Source organism: Serratia sp. CY74737, from assembly GCF_052166775.1.
Lineage (GTDB): Bacteria > Pseudomonadota > Gammaproteobacteria > Enterobacterales > Enterobacteriaceae > Serratia > Serratia ureilytica.
On the sequence record NZ_JBJNOF010000006.1, the window covers coordinates 329,439 to 347,331 of the forward strand.

A 17,893-nucleotide genomic window follows, 5' to 3' on the forward strand; every position below is an offset into this window, starting at 1 on the left:
CCTTAACTCGGGGTTATTTAAAATAATTTTTCCATTTCTTGCGCACGGGAAACGGCGGCCTGCATCGCTTGCGCCACGGTTTCCGGCAGTTGGCGTTCGTTGAACACCCGCAGCGCTTCGGCGGTGGTACCGCCTTTGGAGGTCACCTGCTCGCGCAGCGTGCCCAGCGGCGTATCCGGGTTGGCTTCAACCAGCGCGGCGGCGCCGGAAGCGGCCTGCTGCACCAGATCGCGCGCGGTCTGGCTGTCGAAGCCCATGCGTTCGGCCTCTTTTTGCATCGCTTCCATAAACAGGAAGAAATAAGCCGGGGCGCTGCCCGCGGCGGCGATCACGCCGTTGATGCCATTTTCGTCATCTACCCAGCAAACTTTACCGACCGAGGCCATTAAATCGCCGGTGTAGTCGCGATCCTGTTGGCTGACCTGCGCCGGCGCGTACAGCCCGCTCATGCCCTTGCCGACCAGCGACGGGGTGTTGGGCATGATGCGCACGATGTCCAGTTGGTCGCCGAGCAACTGATAGAAACGGCTGACCTGAATGCCGGCGGCGATCGACAGCACCAGTTTGCCGCCGAAATCGACCTGTTCGCGCAGCGGCTGACACACGTCGGCCATCATTTGCGGTTTGACCGCCAGCACCACGACGTCGGCTTCACGCGCGCAGGCGACGTTGTCGCCGCTGCTGACGATGCCGTAGTCCGCCGCCAACGCGTCACGGTTTTTCGGCGACGGGGCGCAGACGCTGATGGATTTGGCCGGATAGCCGCCCGCGACCAGGCCGGCGATGATTGCACGCGCCATGTTGCCGGCGCCGATAAAGGTAATCTTGCGATGTTGCATCAAATCCCTCGTCTGTTTGTCAGGCCTGCGAGTAGTCGCGGGCGCCAAAAATTGCGGTGCCGATGCGCACCAGGGTGCTGCCTGCGGCGATCGCCGCCGCCATATCGTCCGTCATGCCCATCGACAGCGTATCGGCCTGCGGATAACGCTGACGCAGGGCGAGAAATGCGTCGTTCATCCGGCTGAATACCGCCAACTGCCGCTGATAATCCGTTTCCGGCGCCGGGATGGCCATCAGGCCGCGCAGCGCCAGATTCGGCAGCGCCGCGATCGCGTCGGCCAACGCCGGCAGTTCGTTCAACGCGATGCCGGATTTGCTCTGCTCATCGCTGATGTTGATTTGAATCAGCACGTTGAGCGGCGGCATGTCGGCCGGGCGCTGATCGCTCAGACGCTGGGCGATGCGCAGCCGATCCACGGTATGACACCAGGCGAAATGTTCCGCCACCAGCCGACTCTTATTGGATTGCAGCGGGCCGATAAAGTGCCACACCAACTCACCGCCCTGCGACGACTCGGCGAAATGCCGGATCTTGTCTACCCCTTCCTGCACGTAGTTCTCGCCGAAGGCGCGCTGGCCGGCGGCGATGGCTTCTTCGATCGCCGCCACAGGTTTGGTTTTGCTGACTGCAAGCAGAGCAACGTCTTCCGGCGCCCGCGCGCAGTTTTGCGCGGCGGCCGCGATGCGGTTTCTGACATCCTGCAGGTTCTGTTGGATAGTGCTCATTATTGACCCGGGAGAGTGATATGGATATCGATGAATTCGTGGCCCTTAGTGTAAAGCATAATGCTTCCGATCTGCACCTTTGTGCCGGTCATCCGCCGATGTTGCGCATCGACGGTGAACTGCAACCGCTGGCGGCGGCGCAAACGCTGACGGCGCAAGGCGCGCAGGCCCTCTGCGATGGATTGCTGAATGCGCAGCAGCGCGAGAGCCTGCGGCGGCTGGGGCAGGTCGATCTGGCGTTGCACAGGCCGGGCGGGGAGCGGTTGCGCGCCAACGTTTTTCAACAAAGCGCGTGGATTTCTCTCGCGTTGCGGCGTATCGCCGGGCAATCGCCTTCGCTTGCCGAGCTGGCGGCGCCGGCCATCGTCCCGGCGCTGCTGCGGCGCGCCGACGGATTGATCCTGGTCACCGGCGCCACCGGCAGCGGCAAGTCCACCACGCTGGCGGCGATGATCGACGAGATCAACCGGCACCAGCAGCGGCATATTTTGACGCTGGAAGATCCGATCGAGTTCCTGCACCGCAGCCGGCGATCGCTGATCCAGCAGCGGGAGATCGGCCGCGACAGCCACAGCTTCGATGCGGCGTTGCGCGCCGCGCTGCGCGAAGATCCGGATGTGATCCTGCTGGGCGAGCTGCGCGATACCGCCACCATCCGGCTGGCGCTCACTGCGGCGGAGACCGGCCACCTGGTGCTGGCGACGCTGCATACCCGCAGCGCGCCGCAGGCGGTAGAACGGCTGGTGGACGTGTTTCCGGCGGAAGAGAAACCCTATGTGCGCGCCCAGCTGGCGGGCAGCCTGCAAGCGGTGATCGCGCAAAAGCTGATGAAGCGCCCCGGCGGCGGACGAGTGGCGATCTTTGAAGTGCTGACGGCGACGGCGGCGGTCAGCAACCTGATCCGTGAAGGGAAAACGCATCAGTTGGCGAGCGTGTTGCAAACCGGCGCGCAGTCCGGCATGCAAACCTTTGAGCAAGGTTTGCAGCAGCGGATCGACGCCGGTGTGTTGGGGGACTGCGCGGGGGAGGGAACGGGCGTTTAGCCCAGCTGCCGTTCGAACCAGCTTTCGAGGATAACCACCGCGGAGGCGGAATCCACGCTGCCTTTATCAAGCGCGCGGAAGCCGCCGCGATCGAATAGGTTGGCGCGCGCCTCCACGGTGCTCAGACGCTCGTCATGCAGATCGATCTGGATGCCGAAGCGGCCGTGCAGGCGGTTGGCGAACTTGCGCGCCTGGGCGGTAACGGGCTGTTCGGTGCCGTCCATGTTCAGCGGCAGGCCGACCACCACCAAATCCGGCTGCCACTCCTTCAGCAGTTTTTCGATTTTCAGCCAGTCCGGCGAACCGTCCTGCGCTTTGAAAGCCGGCAGGGCGCGGGCGCTGCCGGTCAACTCCTGGCCGACGGCCGCGCCGATGCTTTTGGTGCCAAAGTCGAAGGCGATAATGGTGCGGTTACTCATCAGGCGTGTCCTGCGTGGTTGGCGATGCTGCGAATGTCGATACCCAAAAGGTTCCCCGCCTCGCGCCAGCGGCTGGCGATCGGCGTGCGGAACAAAATGTCGGTGTTGGCTTCGATGGTCAGCCAGGCGTTTTCCAATACTTCCTGCTCCAACTGGCCCTTTTCCCAACCCGCATAACCCAGCGCCACCAGCACGTCGTCCGGTTGCTCCGGCGTGCCGAGCGTTTCCAGCACGTCTTTCGAGGTGGTGATCATGGTGTTGGGCGAAATTTGAATGCTGGCGCCGAAGCCGTGGCGCGGCGTATGCAGGATAAACCCGCGATCGTCCGCCAGGGGGCCGCCGGCGAACACCGGCTTGTCCAGGCTGATGGCCGGATCGCGCGCAGGCGGCATGATCTTCAGCTTGCTCAGCACCGTGGCTACCGTGAACTGCTCCACCGGTTTATTGATCACCAAACCCATGGCGCCTTCTTCATTGTGCTCGCAAATGTAAATCACCGAGCGCTTGAAGCGAGGATCCTGCAGCGTTGGCATGGCGATCAGAAAATGGTGCTGTAAATTCATGGCGTTAGTATAAGGTAATCAATGGGTGAGAAAATAAACAGCCGCCAGTATGCGGCTATACCCGCCGCCTTTCAAGCCGCTGCCGGAAAGGCGGGTTTTGGCGGGCGCGATACAGAATAGCGGGCGGCATGCCGCCCGCATGACGCATTACTTCGCCGCCAGGCGCTTTTCAATGGCGTCCATCAGCATGCCGGTAATCGAAATCGGGAATGCCGCCTCGATCTCGCGCGCGCAGGTTGGGCTGGTGACGTTGATTTCGGTCAGGCGATCGCCGATCACGTCCAGGCCGACGAAGATCAGCCCTTTCTCTTTCAGCGTCGGGGCGACGGCGCGGGCAATTTTCCAGTCGCTTTCGCTCAGCGGGCGCGCTTCGCCGCGGCCGCCGGCCGCCAGGTTGCCGCGGGTCTCGCCCTGCGCCGGAATGCGCGCCAGGCAGTAAGGCACCGGCTCGCCGTCCACCACCAGGATGCGCTTGTCGCCGTCCTTGATCGCCGGCAGGAAGTTCTGCGCCATGCAGAAACGGCTGCCGTGTTCGGTCAGGGTTTCGATGATCACCGACAGGTTAGGATCGTCCTGCTTCACGCGGAAGATAGACGCGCCGCCCATGCCGTCCAGCGGTTTCAGGATGATGTCGCCGTGCTGCTGGTGGAATTTGCGGATGTGCGCGGCGCTGCGGCTGACCAGCGTATCCGGCGTCAGTTCCGAGAACCAGGCGGTGAACAGCTTCTCGTTGCAGTCGCGCAGGCTTTGCGGCTTGTTGACCACCAGCGTGCCTTTGACTTCGGCGCGTTCCAGAATGTAGGTCGCGTAGATGTATTCGGTATCGAACGGCGGATCCTTGCGCATCAGGATCACGTCCAGATCGTGCAGCGCCAGATCCTGCTCGGCGCCGAAGCTGAACCAGCTCTCCTTGTCTTCCTTCACGCTCAGCAGGCGGGTGCGGGCGCGCCCGTCACCGGCGTGCAGATAGAGATCGTTCATCTCCATGTAGTGCAATTCGTAACCGCGGCGCTGCGCTTCGAGCAGCATGGCGAAGCTGGTGTCTTTCTTGATGTTGATGGAATCGATAGGATCCATCACGATGCCGAGCTTAATCATCTTTTCTCCTTTAACCCAGGTCGCCGAAGCGGACCTGCAGAGCGGTAATGGCGGTGAGCGCTGTGGTTTCGGTACGCAGAACGCGTGGTCCCAGCAGAATATCAGTAAATCCGTGGTCGGTGGTCATGGCGATTTCGTCGGCGGACAAACCGCCTTCCGGGCCGATCAGCAGGCGAACGCGGTCTACCGGCTGCGGCAGCGTGTTGATGCTGTGGCTGGCGCGCGGGTGCAGGTTGAGTTTCAGGCTGCCGTCCTGCTCGGCGCACCAGGCCTCCAGCGACATCGCCTCGCGGATTTCGGGAATGCGGTTGCGGCCGCACTGTTCGCAGGCGGCGATGGCGATCTTCTGCCATTGTTGGATTTTCTTCGCCAGACGCTCGCCGTCCAACTTGACGCCGCAGCGCTCGGAAAACAGCGGGGTGATGACGTTGACGCCCAGCTCGATGGATTTCTGGATGGTGAACTCCATCTTCTCGCCGCGCGAGATCACCTGGCCCAGATGCAGGTTGAGCGGCGATTCGATGTCCTCCACGCGGCCGTCGCCGAGGCGCACCAGCACGCTCTTTTTGTCCACCCGGACTATCTCGGCGTCGAACACCTGGTTGCTGCCGTCGAACAGCTGCAGCGCCTGGCCGGCGCTCATGCGCAGCACGCGCCCGACGTGGTTGGCGGCGTCCTCGCTGAGGGCGATCTCCGCCCGGTCGGTCAACGGCTGCGGATGGTAAATGCGGGGTATGCGCATGGGTAGTCTGATCCTGACGAAACGGCGCCGCGGGTTGGCGGCGCCATGAAAGATAAAGGCTATAGTAGGTTAGCTTTTCCGCTGCTGACAAGCCTGTTGAATATAGGGGTTGTGGTTGCCCTGCACCTTGGCGATACGTGCTTCACGCTGACATTCCCATTGGCTCACCGGATATTGCCGGTTCCACACCTCAAATAGTTGGGTTTGCTGGCGTGACAGCCGCAGCTGGTAGCGATCGCGCATGTAGAAGTAGGTGCGGGCAATGGCGCCGCGGGCGCGGGCGGGCGGCTCCGCCTGTTTATTCTTGAAGTCCACCTTCATTGGGCACTGCCCGTATTGGCCTGCGCCGCCGTTCCATTGGCTGTACATGAAGTTGTTGCGGTCGCCGTTCACTTCGCCGATCGCCGGCTGCAGGTTGTGCAGATCGGTTTCTATCTGGCGATAGGTGGCGTCCTTATTGCAGTTTTTGCGTCCGCCGTCTTGCCAGCACTGCAGTTGGTGGCCGAACTGCCAGGCCGGCACCACGTGTTCCCACTCGATGCGCTGCGCGCGCTGGGCGTTTTTACGCACCTGATAGCCGCAGCCGGCGAGATCCGGGATGCCCTTCTTGCCTTGCCAGTCGATGCGGCAGCCGCAGTAAAAGCTGCCCGGCGCATCCTGGTTAATCTTGGCCGCCGCCGCCTTGGCCTGAGAAAAGTTATTGATGCCGTGTGCCTGTACGGCGCCTGCGGCGAAAACCGCCATAAACAAAATTCTGCGAAGCATATTCCAAAACAGCTCAAAATTGGAAAAGCAGGCAGGGTAACGGAACTTGCCGGTAGTGGCAAATGGCGATATTTGCTTGTTTTAACGTATAAATCGTTTAACTAAAGGTTCTCGCTAGCAAGAAATTTCAGTTTTTCGCCGCACCGGCGGCAGCGGTATTCGCTTTCGCCGCGCAGCACGCGGTTATGGCGGCGAATGGTGAGCGGGTGCTGCCCACAGGCGCAGCGGTAGGGGAAGGTCTTGCTTTGCACCGAGGCGGTTTCGAAACGGTGAGTGCGGCTGGCGGGGGTCAGCAGCACGCTTTCCATCATCCAGCGCCATTCGCGGCCGTGCGGCGCCACCCGGCCAAATTGGCGAAACACCAGCAGGTGCGCCAGTTCGTGCGGCACCACTTCATCGATAAACGGCTGTTGGTTTTCCAGCAGCAGCACCGGGTTCAGGCGGATTTCCCAGCTTTGCAGCCAGGCGGTGCCCGCGCTGGTGCCGCGTTGCTGATAGACGATGCTGGGTTCGGGGAACTCGACGGCAAAATGCCGGCGGGCCAACTGCAGCTTTTCTCGCAGGCAGCGCATCACCGCTTGTTGCAGCGCGATGGGGATTCTCGGTTTGTTCATTGCGGCTAGCTTAAGCAATGGCGCGGCGGCTGACAATACGCACCGGCGCAAATCGCATCCGGCGCTTTTTCGCCACATTGATAAAGCGATCGCCACCGATGGATTGTAATCAATGTGTTAACTGCGGGATAATAAAGCGTGCATGATGAGCCTGTACCCGCAGTTCTCACCGAGCAAGGTTGAAACGCCGCCTGTGGTAATCCCTTACGCAAAGAGCGGTTATTTTGCGATTTGGCGCAATAACTGACTGATTAAAAATACGTAAGGTGGAGGCAGTTTTTTGACAAGGCGCCGCCTCGCGCGCCGCACGTGTGAATTTAACGCAGCTGATGTTGCAAGTGAGAGATCAATGTCGAATAAACCGTTCCACTATCAAGATCCGTTCCCGCTGAAGAAAGACGATACCGAATATTATCTGCTGAGCCGCGACCACGTTTCCGTGAGCGAGTTTGAAGGCCAGGAAATACTGAAAGTTGCCCCTGAAGCGTTAACCCTGCTTGCCCAGCATGCGTTCCACGACGCCTCGTTCATGCTGCGCCCGGCGCACCAACAGCAGGTGGCCGATATCCTCAAAGATCCGGACGCCAGCGAAAACGACAAGTACGTTGCGCTGCAATTTCTGCGTAACTCAGAAATCGCCGCCAAGGGTATTTTACCGACCTGCCAGGACACCGGCACGGCGATCATCGTCGGCAAAAAGGGCCAGCGCGTCTGGACCGGCGGCGGCGATGAAGAAGCGTTGTCGCGTGGGGTGTACAACACCTACATCGAAGAGAACCTGCGCTATTCGCAGAACGCCGCGCTGGATATGTACAAAGAGGTCAATACCGGCAGCAACCTGCCGGCGCAGATCGATCTCTACAGCGTTGACGGCGAAGAATACAAGTTCTTGTGCATCGCCAAGGGCGGCGGTTCAGCCAACAAAACCTATCTGTATCAGGAAACCAAGGCGCTGCTGTCGCCGGGCAAGCTGAAAAACTACCTGGTCGACAAGATGCGCACGCTGGGCACTGCGGCCTGCCCGCCGTACCACGTGGCGTTCGTCATCGGCGGCACCTCGGCGGAAGCGACGCTGAAAACCGTCAAACTGGCCTCGACCAAGTATTACGATGGCCTGCCGACCGAAGGCAACGAGCATGGTCAGGCGTTCCGCGATCTGGAACTCGAAGCTGAACTGCTGCAAGAAGCGCAGAACCTGGGGCTGGGCGCGCAGTTCGGCGGCAAATACTTCGCGCACGATATCCGCGTCGTGCGTCTGCCGCGTCATGGCGCCTCCTGCCCGGTCGGCATGGGCGTTTCCTGTTCGGCGGACCGCAACATCAAAGGCAAGATTAACCGCGACGGCATCTGGCTGGAAAAACTGGAGCACAATCCGGGTAAATTCATTCCTCAGGAGCTGCGCCAGGCCGGGGAAGGCGAGGCGATCAAGGTCGATCTCAACCGTCCGATGGCCGAGATCCTCAAACAGCTGTCACAGTACCCGGTTTCCACGCGCCTGTCGCTGAGCGGCACCATCATCGTTGGCCGCGATATCGCGCACGCCAAGCTGAAAGAGCGCCTGGATCGCGGTGAAGGCCTGCCGCAGTACGTCAAGGATCACCCGATCTACTACGCCGGCCCGGCTAAAACGCCGGAAGGCTATGCGTCCGGTTCCTTGGGGCCGACCACCGCCGGGCGTATGGATTCCTACGTCGATCTGCTGCAATCTCACGGCGGCAGCATGATCATGCTGGCGAAAGGCAACCGCAGCCAGCAGGTGACGGATGCCTGCCACAAGCACGGCGGCTTCTACCTCGGCAGCATCGGCGGCCCGGCGGCGGTACTGGCGCAGCAGAGCATCAAGAGCCTGGAGTGCGTGGAGTACCCTGAATTGGGCATGGAAGCGATCTGGAAAATCGAAGTGGAAGATTTCCCGGCGTTTATCCTGGTGGATGACAAAGGCAATGACTTCTTCCAGAAGATCCAGGCCGGCCAATGCGCCAGCTGCCTGAAATAAGCGTTGCCCCCTTCGCCGCTCGCGGGCGGTGAAGGGGGACTGTGTAAAGTCCTGTAGCTTGCTGGACGGCGAGTTTTAACCTGTATACCCTACGCGGATAGCACTAAAATTCGACTAATGGAATATCGGTAACATAAGGTTCGGCAAGCACATGGGTACGCAGGAAAGTCACATCAGGGAATTGCTGGTCTGGATTGAAGACAACCTGACCAATCCGCTGTCGTTGGATATCGTTTCCGCCAAGTCAGGCTATACGAAATGGTACCTGCAGCGCATGTTCAAGAAGCAGACCGGATTATCGTTAGCCTCCTACATCCGCGCTCGTCGCCTCTACCTCGCCGCCTTCGCCTTGCGCTTCACGCAGAAGAGCATTCTGGACATTTCGGTTGAATATCAATTCGATAATCAGCAGACGTTCTCGCGCTGTTTCAAGAAACACTTCGCCGAGTCGCCCAGCGTTTATCGTCATGCCCGCAAACAGGACTTCAGCAATCTGGTGCGTTCACTCGCGGCCAGCCAGCCCGGCGATATTGAGGTTGAACGCGTCAGCATCGCCAGAGGGCAATACGCTTTTCACGGCAAGCAGTACGCTTACCACCTGGACATAGAGAGGTTGGATAAGTCGCATCTGCCGCAGCGCAGCGCGCTGCGGGCGCAGTTTTACACCTTGTTGGGCGAGCGCCCGACGCAAACCTATTCGTTTACCCAACTGGTGCCGGACGGCGAGCGGGTCAGAGTCGACTATACCCTGGGCGTGACGACGGACTATCCGCTGCGTGAAGGCGTGGCGCTGGAGCCGCTGCCGGAGATCCACGGCGAGTTTTGCCGTTTTCGCTATTCCGGCAAGCCGGTGGCGCTCAATGATCACATCATTAAAATTTACACGCAGGTGCTGCCCGAAATGGGGCTGGCCCGCGGTGACGGGCCGGACATGACGGTGTTCAGCTATTCGCTGAGCGGGAAAGAGGAGCTGCATCTGGAGCTGCAGCATCTGGTGCCGGTGGTGCCGCTGCACTGATCCCGTCGGCGGCCGGCCGCCGGTTTTTCTGCTGCACGATCGCCGCCATCACCGCCAGGGCGATCTCCGCCGGCGTTTTGCTGCCCAGCGGCAGGCCGATCGGCGCATGGATGCGTTCCAACTCCTGCGGCGTGAATTCGGCAATCTGCTGCAACCGCTGGCGCCGCCGCGCGCTGTTTCTCAGCGATCCCATGGCGCCGATGTAAAACGCCGGAGTGTGGATCGCTTCCATCAGCGTTAGATCGTCCATACGCGGATCGTGGGTCAGCGCCACGACGGCGGTATTGGCGTGGCAACCGCCGTCCTCAATGAACTTGGCCGGAAACTGGCGCAGCAGCGTCACGCCCGGTTTTAACTCGGCGGCGAAGTTATCCAGCGCCTCCGGGCGATTCTCGCAAACCAGCACCTCAAACCCCAGCGCCACGGCGAAATCGGCGCAGTACAGCGCCACGCTGGACAGCCCGGCGATCAGCAGGCGCGGTGCAGCCGCGATATGCAGGGTAATCTGTTCGAGCCGGCGTTCCACCTGGGTGGCGCTGGTGAAATGACTCTGCTCGAGGCTGTGGCAGGCGTGGGGCAGCGTCAGGCGTTTGATCAACGCGTGATGCCCTTCCAGCGCGCCGGCGATGCGTCGCAGGTAAGCGACGCTGGCTTCTCCCGCCGGCAGATACTCGATCAGCACGTCCAGCACGCCGCCGCACGGCAGCGCTACATTGGGCGTCATACCGCCTTCGCCGTAACGGATCACCTGGCTGGCCGCCTGATACTCCCCGGCGGCCACGCGGCCCAGAAAGTCCTCCTCCACGCACCCGCCCGACAACGAACCGCTGTAGCGGCCGTCGTGGGTCGCCGCCATCAGCGCGCCCGGCGAGCGCGGCGAAGAACCATAGGTGCTGAGGACGGTGCATAACCAGACCGGCTGGTGTTGCAGCCAGCTTATCGCCTGGCTGACCACGGTGACATCAAGATGTTGCATAGGTGAATTTACTCGCTGGCCGGAAGTTGCGATGGAAGATCAATATCCTGCACGACGCCGGGGTGTTCAAGTGGCAACAGGTGCACCGCTGCGCCTTGCAACAGCCCACGGGCGCCATTATCGCCGCGCAGTTGGCAAAGTTGTTTGCGCAATAGGGCGGAAAAGCCGACCGGGTGACCGGGCTGTTGCGCATAGCTGGGGCGTACGATCGCGTGTTGCCGTAAGGCGCTCGCCACCTGCCGGAAAACGTCGGCGCCGACGAACGGCATATCGGCCAGATGGATCAGCCAGCCTTGCCAGTGCGGCGTGGCCGCAACGCCTGCGGCGATCGAGTCGCCGAGGCCCGCGCTGGCGAGCAGGGTAACCGGCACCTGATTGGCGGCGCAGGCTGCCAGCACCGGCAGATTATCCGGACGGGTCACCACCTGCACCGGCAGCTCGGAAGCCAGCGCCTGGCGCAGGGTGTGTTCGAACAGCGAACGCCGCTCGCCCGCCGCATCGGCAAACCCGGCGTTCAGTTTGTTGCCCTGGCCGCCGGCCCGAATAAAGCGCTCCCCGCGTCCGGCGGCGGTAATAATGATGCCCGTGATCATGGTTCAAGCCCGCGTTTGCGCAAATTATTTATTAGCGTACAAACCTTATGTGTTTTGCAAATGTTTTTTTGTTGAAAACAGCCTGTTAATCATCACATAATTTTAGTTATAAGCATATGCTTATGACGTCTACGGCAAGGTCGTCAGCGTTTGCGCAACAACACCGCGAACAAAAACCAATTACAAGAAAGACGTGAAGGACTTATTTATGAGCAATTTCAACCCGTCGCGGCGTCGCTTTATCAAAAGCGCCGTGATTGCGGGGGTATCCGTGTACCTCGCGCCCCTGTACAGCCGCGCCTACGCCGCGCTGTTCGAGCAAAAAATCCTCCAGTCGCCCAATTGGGATCCGCAGGCCAAGCGCGTGCGTTTCCGTATCGACGGCCGCGCCAAGGTCATGGGGCAGAAGGTGTTCGCGCGCGATATCCGCGCGGTGGACATGCCGCACTGGCCGCAGAAACAGGCGCACGCCTTCATTCTGCGCGTGACCAAGGCCGACCGGTTGTTCGAAGGGGTCGATCTGTCGCTGTTGGGGGACGATCTGCAGCCGGATCGCCTGGTGACGGCGGAAGATCTGGCGCGCGACGGCCTGGCCTTTCCGGCGTTCTACGGTGACGACATGCTGCTGCCGAGCGGCAAAACTCCGGCCTACCTCGGCCAGGCGGTGGCGATCCTGATCTATCACGACTTCGCCCGTTTCCGCTTCGCCAAGGACAAGCTGAAATTCCGCGAAGAAACCATCAAATACGGCGCGGTAACCGGCCCGCTCGAGCGCGATCCCTGGGGCAGCTTCCGCTATGTGCGGGTGGGGGGAGAACAGCCGTTCGACGACGATCGCTTCTCCAGCCTGAAGGACACGCCGATCTTCCCGGTATCGATGAAAAAACACCTGCCGGTGTGGCCGGAAGGGCGCGAGGGCGGCAAGCTGGATCAGGAAGGCATGCGCTATGCGGGCCTGATCGCCGACGAGTTGGCGAATCCGCCGGCCGACTGGCTGGTAATGTCGCGCCGCTACACCACGCAGTCGATCGACACCTCGGCGTTGGAGCCGGACAACGCCAACGGCTGGTTCGACGCGCAGACGCAAACCCTGCATCTGGTGGTGCCGACGCAGTCGCCGCAGGAAGTGGCCGACGAGATGCCGCGCATGCTGGCCAAGCGCAATCCGCCGGTGAAACAGCTGATCCTGCACCCGTGCTACACCGTGGGCTACGGCTCGAAAGACCACTACAACTTCCCGTATTACGGCGCGGTGGCGGCGATGTATGGCGACGGCCACCCGGTGCGTCTGGCCAACGATCGCTTCGAACAGTTCCAGACGGCGTTGAAGCGCCACGCGTTCGACATGAACTACCGCATCGCGGTGAATAAGCAGACCGGCGTCATGCAGTCGTTCCTCGGTGACATGACCGCGGACGGCGGCGGCCGCAGCAACTTTACCCCTTCGGTGGTGATGGTCGGCGCAACCGCCGCCCAGTCGATTTACTACTTCCCGAAAAGCGATCTGTCGTCGGTCGGGCTGGCTTCACGCGCTATCGACGCCGGTTCGGCGCGCGGTTACGGCACGCTGCAGAGCATGGCCGCCACCGAGATGATGGTGGATGAGTTGGCCGCCGAGCTGAAGATTGACCCGATCGAGTTCCGCCTGCGCAACGTGCTGAAATCCGGCATGAAAAACACCCAGGGGGCGATCCCGGCCGGTGCGATCCGCGCCGATGAAGTACTGGAAAAGGCGGCGAAGCATGAGATATGGCTTAAGCGCGCCGAACGCAAGGCCGAGTTTGAGAGCCGCCATCCCGGCAAGCGCTATGGCGTCGGCTTCGGCTGCGTGCAGAAAGACTTCGGCACCGGGGCGGAAACCTCGTTCGCCCGGGTGGAGCTGAGCGAAGACGGCCGCATCACCCTGCATCACAGCGGCGCGGAGATGGGCACCGGCATGTCGACCTCGCAGTCGGTATTGTGCGCGCAGTGGCTGGGCAAACCGGCCGACGAAGCGCACTTCTCGGTCACCGACTGGTCGGTATTGCCGATGGTCACCAGCGGCGATCCTTACCTGATGTCGCAAGAAGAGCAGGATAAGCTGCAAACCAACCCCAACTGGACGCCGAGCTACTGTTCGCCGTCGAGCGCCAGCAACTCGGCCTATTACTTCTCGCACAGCACCCGCGAAGCGGCGCGCCTGATCTTCGATCACGGCCTGTGGCCGGCGGCGATGGCGCTGTGGCAGGCCGGTATCGGCGGCGGCCAGGCGGCGCCGCTGGTGGTGCGGCGCGAAGATGCGCGTTGGGTCGAAGGCGGCCTGACGGCGGCGGGCATGTCGGTGCTGAGCCTCGAGCTGCTGGCCAAGACGGCTTATCAGATGGGCGGCGTCACCGGCGCGGCGGTGCATGTGTTCAACCGCTGGCAGTGGGCGGAGGCCGATTTCACGTTGAACGGCAAAAGCGAACGCCTGCCGATCGACGGCATGGCGCTGCGCAACGCCGGCGGCGAATTCAAACCGCTGGCGCGCGGGCAGGTCTACTACCCGCCGACCCAGCGCAACAATGCGGCGGTGACCTACTACAGCGCCGTCGGCACGCTGGCGGAAGTGGCGGTGGATATCGCCACCGGCCAGGTGGAGTTGCTGAATCACCACTCGATCATGGAGTGTGGCAACCTGATCGTGCCGGAACTGGTTTCCGGCCAACTGCAGGGCGGGCTGGCGATGGGCATCGGCCATGCGCTGCACGAATATTTACCGCTGTACGAAGACGGCCCGGGCAACGGCACCTGGAACTTCAACCGTTACCACCTGCCGCGCGCCAGCGACGTGGCGGTATGGAAACAGAGCGGCGACATCCTGCCGGCGCTGTCGGAAACCGATCCGCCGAAAGGCATGGCGGAAGTGGTGATGATCCCGATCGTGGCCGCACTGGTCAACGCCATTGCCGACGCCACCGGCCACCGTTTCCGTGATTTGCCCGTTCGTGCAGAAAATATTCGTGAGGTATTACAATGAGCATTAAAACCCAGCCGATTTCCCTGACCATCAACGAGAAACAGTACGGCCCGATCGAGGTGCCGGAAGGCTTGATGATGATCGATTTCCTGCACGAGTATCTCGATTTGACCGGTTCGCGCCTCGGCTGCGGGCAGGGCATTTGCCACGCCTGCGTGGCTATTGTCGATCACCCGAGCGGCACCAGCGAAGAGGTGCGCACCTGCATCACCGGCGCGCATTTCTTCAACGGCAAGAAAGTGCGCACCGTCGAAGGCCACGCCAGGGTGGACGAACAGGGGGAGGTGGTTGAGCTGTCGCCGATCCAGCAGGCGTTTCTGGAGCACTACAGCTTCCAGTGCGGCTACTGCACGCCAGGCTTCGTCAACGCCGCCACCATCTTCGTGGAAAAGCTCAAGCGTGAGCCGATCGCCCGCGATCAGCTGGAGAACGCTATCGAGCAGGCGCTGGACAGCCACATCTGCCGCTGCACCGGCTACGTGCGCTACTACGAAGCGGTGCGCGACGTGGTGCTGAAAACGCCGGGCCTGCTGAAGGAGACGGCGCAATGAAAAAACGTCTCGCAATGTTGATTGTGCTGGTGGCGATCGTGGTGATTGCGCTGTTGTGGTGGCGGGAAAACCGCCGTTACGACGGCCCGGTGCAGCAGGTGACCGCCAGCGCCGAACAGATCGCGCGCGGCCGCTATCTGGCGCAGGCCGCCGACTGCGCCGCCTGCCATACCGCCAGCGGTGGGGCGCCGTTGGCCGGCGGCTATCCGCTGGACACGCCGTTCGGCACGATTTACGGCAGCAACCTGACGCCGTCGGCCGACCACGGCATCGGGCGCTGGAGCAAGGACGACTTCTTCCTGGCGCTGACACAGGGCGTGGCGCCGGGCGGACGGCACCTGTACCCGGCGATGCCTTACACCTCGTACAAGGGCATTTCGCGTCAGGACGCCGATGACATCTACGCTTACCTGATGACGCGCCCGGCGGTGGACGTGGCCATTCCGGCCAACGAGATGCCGTTCCCGTTCAACCAGCGCATGGCGCTGATCGGCTGGAATCTGCTGTTCCGCAGCCAGGATCCGCTGCCGGCCAGTTCGCAGGGCAGCTCGCCGCAATGGCAGCGCGGCCGCTATCTGGCCGACGTGCTGGGCCACTGTGGCGAATGCCACACGCCGCGCGGCGCGCTGGGGCAGATGGATCTCGGCAAGCCGATGCAGGGCGGCGATCTCGGCCGCTTCATGGCGCCGGACATTACGCCGCACGGCTTGGCGCAGCGCGGCTGGACGCCGCAGGACGTCAGCCGCTTCCTCGGCACCGGCCTCGCGCCGCAGGGTTCGGCCTTCAGTGAGATGCATATGGTGGTGGATCTCAGCACCCGTCATTTGACGCCGGAAGACCATCAGGCGCTGGCGCTGTATCTGATGGGCGAGCAGCCGCCGGCGGCAGTGCCGGTGAAAATGGGGCAGGGCAGCGATGCCGGGCGCATGACCTATCTGGATCAGTGCGCCGGCTGCCATGCGCGCGAAGGCGAAGGCAAACCGCACGTCGCACCGGCGATGCGCGATAACGCCACGCTGCGCCAGGCGGACGGCAAGAACCTGATCGTGTCGGTGCTGGACGGCCTGCCGGCCCAGCAGTTCCCGAACGGTGAAAGCATGCAGAGCATGCCGGGCTTCGGCGAGCGTCTGAGCGATGCCGACGTGGCGGAACTGGTAAACTACCTGCGGGTGACCTGGGGCGGTTTACCGGCGGACATCACCGCCGAGCAGGTGAAAGCGCTGCGCAAGTAAGCGGCGTTCAGACGAAAAAAATGGCCCGCATCTGCGGGCCATTTTATTGCGCGGTCACGGGATTCAACGGCTGGTGACGCCGTCGACACGTTGGCTGCGCTGTTTGATGGCGTAACCGACGGCCAGGATCGCCACCCAGACCGGGATCAGCAGCACCGAGATTTGAATGCCCGGCGTCAGGTACATGATCACCAGGATGCCGGCCATGAACAGCAGGCACAGGTAGTTGCTGAACGGGTACCAGAACGCTTTGAACTTCGGCACCACGCCTTCGCGGTTTTTGGCGGCGCGGAATTTCAGGTGCGCCAGGCTGATCATCGCCCAGTTGATCACCAGCGCCGATACCACCAACGCCATCAGCAGTTCGAAGGCGCGGCCCGGGATCAGGTAGTTAATCAGCACGCACAGCGCAGTGGCGAGGGCGGAAATGCCGATGGCCACCACCGGCACGCCGCGGCCGTCGACCTTCAGCAGGCTTTTCGGGCCGTTGCCCTGCTGCGCCAAGCCGTACAGCATGCGGCTGTTGCAGTAGACGCAGCTGTTGTAGACCGACAGCGCGGCGGTGAGCACCACGATGTTCAGCACGGTCGCCACCAGGTTGCTGTTCAGCGCGTGGAAGATCAGCACGAACGGGCTGCCGCCTTCAACCACTTTGCCCCACGGGTACAGCGACAGCAGAATGGCCAGCGAGCCGATATAGAAGATCAGGATGCGGTAGATCACCTGATTGGTGGCTTTCGGAATGCTTTTTTGCGGGTTGTCGGCTTCGGCGGCGGTGATGCCGACCAGCTCGAGGCCGCCGAAGGAGAACATGATCACCGCCATCGCCATCACCAGGCCCATGACGCCGTTCGGGAAGAACCCGCCCTGCGCCCACAGGTTGGTGACGGTGGCTTCCGGGCCGCCCATGCCGCTGAACAGCAGGTAGGCACCGAACACGATCATGCCGATAATCGCCACCACTTTGATGATGGCGAACCAGAACTCCATCTCGCCGTAAACTTTCACGTTGGCCAGGTTGATGGCGTTGATCGCCAGGAAGAATACCGCGGCGGAAACCCAGGTGGGGATCTCCGGCCACCAGTACTGTACGTAGATGCCGACCGCCGTCAGCTCCGCCATCGCCACCAGGACATACAGCACCCAATAGTTCCAGCCGGAGGCGAAGCCGGCGAAGTTGCCCCAGTATTTGTAGGCGAAGTGGCTGAAGGAACCGGCGACCGGCTCTTCCACCACCATTTCCCCCAGCTGGCGCATGATCAGAAACGCGATGAAGCCGCCGATGGCGTAGCCGAGAAGCACTGACGGGCCGGCCATTTTTATTGTTTGAGCGATACCGAGAAATAACCCGGTGCCGATTGCGCCACCTAAGGCGATGAGCTGAATATGGCGGTTTTTCAGGCCGCGCTTCAGCTGGTCACCATGCTGTTGACCATCCATCAATCTAACCCTCTGTCGTTGTGAATGCCCATCTGCCTGTAAAGCAGTGGTTACGATGTGTGTTTTGTTTTATTTACGGCGTTATAGCTATTAATTCCACGGCGCCGCTACCGTTTGGCAGAGAATAATGTTATGCGCGTCGGTTTGCACCTGCTTTGTCGTGTGAGTGATTAAGATTGCAGCAGTTTAGGAAACAAAATGCGGGTTGTGTGACGGCAGGGGGGATTCAGTGCATGAAATAAGCAACAAATCACATAATGCGCAAAAATAACGTAGATC

General features: G+C 61.6%; 17 protein-coding genes. 6 read left to right on the forward strand and 11 right to left on the reverse strand.

Annotated features, from left to right (window positions below; all coding sequences use genetic code 11):
• Positions 1-17 precede the first annotated feature (17 nt).
• Positions 18-839, reverse strand: coding sequence for a pyrroline-5-carboxylate reductase (proC, locus tag ACJ8PE_RS10970; protein ID WP_033644672.1), 822 nt, complete (start codon positions 837-839; stop codon positions 18-20).
• Between the two features lie 19 nt (positions 840-858).
• Entirely contained in the window at positions 859-1,566 is a 708-nt protein-coding gene (locus tag ACJ8PE_RS10975) for a YggS family pyridoxal phosphate-dependent enzyme (RefSeq protein WP_033644673.1), read from the reverse strand.
• A gap of 20 nt (positions 1,567-1,586) precedes the next feature.
• On the opposite strand from ACJ8PE_RS10975, the gene ACJ8PE_RS10980 reads away from it, so the two are divergent.
• The gene (locus tag ACJ8PE_RS10980; RefSeq protein WP_442536760.1) at positions 1,587-2,609 is read left to right on the forward strand and encodes a type IV pilus twitching motility protein PilT; all 1,023 of its coding nucleotides are present in this window, start codon (positions 1,587-1,589) and stop codon (positions 2,607-2,609) included.
• Here the strand turns inward: ACJ8PE_RS10980 and ruvX are convergent.
• From ruvX to ACJ8PE_RS11010, 6 genes are all read right to left on the reverse strand, one after another.
• A complete protein-coding gene (gene ruvX / locus ACJ8PE_RS10985) occupies positions 2,606-3,028 on the reverse strand; it encodes a Holliday junction resolvase RuvX (RefSeq protein WP_015379046.1) in 423 nt (140 codons plus the stop codon). The genes ACJ8PE_RS10980 and ruvX overlap by 4 nt on opposite strands.
• A complete protein-coding gene (locus tag ACJ8PE_RS10990; RefSeq protein WP_004937452.1) occupies positions 3,028-3,591 on the reverse strand; it encodes a YqgE/AlgH family protein in 564 nt (187 codons plus the stop codon). Before ACJ8PE_RS10990 ends, ruvX begins: the two co-directional genes overlap by 1 nt.
• A 147-nt stretch (positions 3,592-3,738) precedes the next feature.
• Positions 3,739-4,689: a glutathione synthase gene (gshB, locus tag ACJ8PE_RS10995; protein ID WP_033651325.1), complete on the reverse strand. Its 951-nt coding sequence runs from the start codon at positions 4,687-4,689 to the stop codon at positions 3,739-3,741.
• Positions 4,690-4,699: 10 nt separating this feature from the next.
• Positions 4,700-5,431 carry a 16S rRNA (uracil(1498)-N(3))-methyltransferase gene (gene rsmE / locus ACJ8PE_RS11000; RefSeq protein ID WP_025304244.1) on the reverse strand — a complete coding sequence of 244 codons (732 nt, stop codon included), beginning with the start codon at positions 5,429-5,431 and terminating at the stop codon, positions 4,700-4,702.
• Between the two features lie 69 nt (positions 5,432-5,500).
• Positions 5,501-6,196 carry a deoxyribonuclease I gene (gene endA, locus ACJ8PE_RS11005; RefSeq protein WP_025304243.1) on the reverse strand — a complete coding sequence of 232 codons (696 nt, stop codon included), beginning with the start codon at positions 6,194-6,196 and terminating at the stop codon, positions 5,501-5,503.
• 101 nt (positions 6,197-6,297) lie between these two features.
• Positions 6,298-6,810, reverse strand: a complete 513-nt coding sequence (locus tag ACJ8PE_RS11010) for a SprT family zinc-dependent metalloprotease (RefSeq protein WP_033651326.1) — start codon at positions 6,808-6,810, stop codon at positions 6,298-6,300.
• A gap of 349 nt (positions 6,811-7,159) precedes the next feature.
• Here ACJ8PE_RS11010 and fumA point away from each other — a divergent pair, with 349 nt between their 5' ends.
• Together fumA and ACJ8PE_RS11020 are read left to right on the forward strand one after the other, a co-directional pair.
• Positions 7,160-8,806 carry a class I fumarate hydratase FumA gene (gene fumA, locus ACJ8PE_RS11015; protein WP_033644683.1) on the forward strand — a complete coding sequence of 549 codons (1,647 nt, stop codon included), beginning with the start codon at positions 7,160-7,162 and terminating at the stop codon, positions 8,804-8,806.
• Between the two features lie 151 nt (positions 8,807-8,957).
• The gene (locus ACJ8PE_RS11020) at positions 8,958-9,824 is read left to right on the forward strand and encodes a helix-turn-helix domain-containing protein (protein ID WP_033644684.1); all 867 of its coding nucleotides are present in this window, start codon (positions 8,958-8,960) and stop codon (positions 9,822-9,824) included.
• On the opposite strand, the gene ACJ8PE_RS11025 is transcribed toward ACJ8PE_RS11020, so the two are convergent.
• Both ACJ8PE_RS11025 and ACJ8PE_RS11030 read right to left on the reverse strand, forming a co-directional pair.
• Entirely contained in the window at positions 9,748-10,800 is a 1,053-nt protein-coding gene (locus tag ACJ8PE_RS11025) for an XdhC family protein (protein WP_197759939.1), read from the reverse strand. The genes ACJ8PE_RS11020 and ACJ8PE_RS11025 overlap by 77 nt on opposite strands.
• Before the next feature lie 8 nt (positions 10,801-10,808).
• Complete coding sequence (locus ACJ8PE_RS11030; RefSeq protein WP_047573692.1) at positions 10,809-11,393, reverse strand: nucleotidyltransferase family protein; 585 nt, start codon at positions 11,391-11,393, stop codon at positions 10,809-10,811.
• A gap of 208 nt (positions 11,394-11,601) precedes the next feature.
• Between ACJ8PE_RS11030 and ACJ8PE_RS11035 the strand changes: the two genes are divergently transcribed.
• From ACJ8PE_RS11035 to ACJ8PE_RS11045, 3 genes are read left to right on the forward strand one after another with little or no spacing between them, the layout of a single operon-like run.
• The gene (locus tag ACJ8PE_RS11035; protein ID WP_197792684.1) at positions 11,602-14,391 is read left to right on the forward strand and encodes a xanthine dehydrogenase family protein molybdopterin-binding subunit; all 2,790 of its coding nucleotides are present in this window, start codon (positions 11,602-11,604) and stop codon (positions 14,389-14,391) included.
• The gene (locus ACJ8PE_RS11040; RefSeq protein WP_015379038.1) at positions 14,388-14,942 is read left to right on the forward strand and encodes a (2Fe-2S)-binding protein; all 555 of its coding nucleotides are present in this window, start codon (positions 14,388-14,390) and stop codon (positions 14,940-14,942) included. Before ACJ8PE_RS11035 ends, ACJ8PE_RS11040 begins: the two co-directional genes overlap by 4 nt.
• Positions 14,939-16,174 carry a c-type cytochrome gene (locus ACJ8PE_RS11045; protein WP_404769042.1) on the forward strand — a complete coding sequence of 412 codons (1,236 nt, stop codon included), beginning with the start codon at positions 14,939-14,941 and terminating at the stop codon, positions 16,172-16,174. Before ACJ8PE_RS11040 ends, ACJ8PE_RS11045 begins: the two co-directional genes overlap by 4 nt.
• 63 nt (positions 16,175-16,237) lie before the next feature.
• Here ACJ8PE_RS11045 and ACJ8PE_RS11050 read toward each other — a convergent pair whose 3' ends face one another.
• A complete protein-coding gene (locus ACJ8PE_RS11050; protein WP_004937488.1) occupies positions 16,238-17,614 on the reverse strand; it encodes an amino acid permease in 1,377 nt (458 codons plus the stop codon).
• Between the last annotated feature and the right edge of the window lie 279 nt (positions 17,615-17,893).

Coding starts and splice junctions, on each gene's coding strand:
- proC (WP_033644672.1), bottom strand. CDS start 839: ATGCAACATCGCAAGATTACCTTTATCGGCGCCGGCAACATGGCGCGT.
- ACJ8PE_RS10975 (WP_033644673.1), bottom strand. CDS start 1,566: ATGAGCACTATCCAACAGAACCTGCAGGATGTCAGAAACCGCATCGCG.
- ACJ8PE_RS10980 (WP_442536760.1), top strand. CDS start 1,587: ATGGATATCGATGAATTCGTGGCCCTTAGTGTAAAGCATAATGCTTCC.
- ruvX (WP_015379046.1), bottom strand. CDS start 3,028: ATGAGTAACCGCACCATTATCGCCTTCGACTTTGGCACCAAAAGCATC.
- ACJ8PE_RS10990 (WP_004937452.1), bottom strand. CDS start 3,591: ATGAATTTACAGCACCATTTTCTGATCGCCATGCCAACGCTGCAGGAT.
- gshB (WP_033651325.1), bottom strand. CDS start 4,689: ATGATTAAGCTCGGCATCGTGATGGATCCTATCGATTCCATCAACATC.
- rsmE (WP_025304244.1), bottom strand. CDS start 5,431: ATGCGCATACCCCGCATTTACCATCCGCAGCCGTTGACCGACCGGGCG.
- endA (WP_025304243.1), bottom strand. CDS start 6,196: ATGCTTCGCAGAATTTTGTTTATGGCGGTTTTCGCCGCAGGCGCCGTA.
- ACJ8PE_RS11010 (WP_033651326.1), bottom strand. CDS start 6,810: ATGAACAAACCGAGAATCCCCATCGCGCTGCAACAAGCGGTGATGCGC.
- fumA (WP_033644683.1), top strand. CDS start 7,160: ATGTCGAATAAACCGTTCCACTATCAAGATCCGTTCCCGCTGAAGAAA.
- ACJ8PE_RS11020 (WP_033644684.1), top strand. CDS start 8,958: ATGGGTACGCAGGAAAGTCACATCAGGGAATTGCTGGTCTGGATTGAA.
- ACJ8PE_RS11025 (WP_197759939.1), bottom strand. CDS start 10,800: ATGCAACATCTTGATGTCACCGTGGTCAGCCAGGCGATAAGCTGGCTG.
- ACJ8PE_RS11030 (WP_047573692.1), bottom strand. CDS start 11,393: ATGATCACGGGCATCATTATTACCGCCGCCGGACGCGGGGAGCGCTTT.
- ACJ8PE_RS11035 (WP_197792684.1), top strand. CDS start 11,602: ATGAGCAATTTCAACCCGTCGCGGCGTCGCTTTATCAAAAGCGCCGTG.
- ACJ8PE_RS11040 (WP_015379038.1), top strand. CDS start 14,388: ATGAGCATTAAAACCCAGCCGATTTCCCTGACCATCAACGAGAAACAG.
- ACJ8PE_RS11045 (WP_404769042.1), top strand. CDS start 14,939: ATGAAAAAACGTCTCGCAATGTTGATTGTGCTGGTGGCGATCGTGGTG.
- ACJ8PE_RS11050 (WP_004937488.1), bottom strand. CDS start 17,614: ATGGATGGTCAACAGCATGGTGACCAGCTGAAGCGCGGCCTGAAAAAC.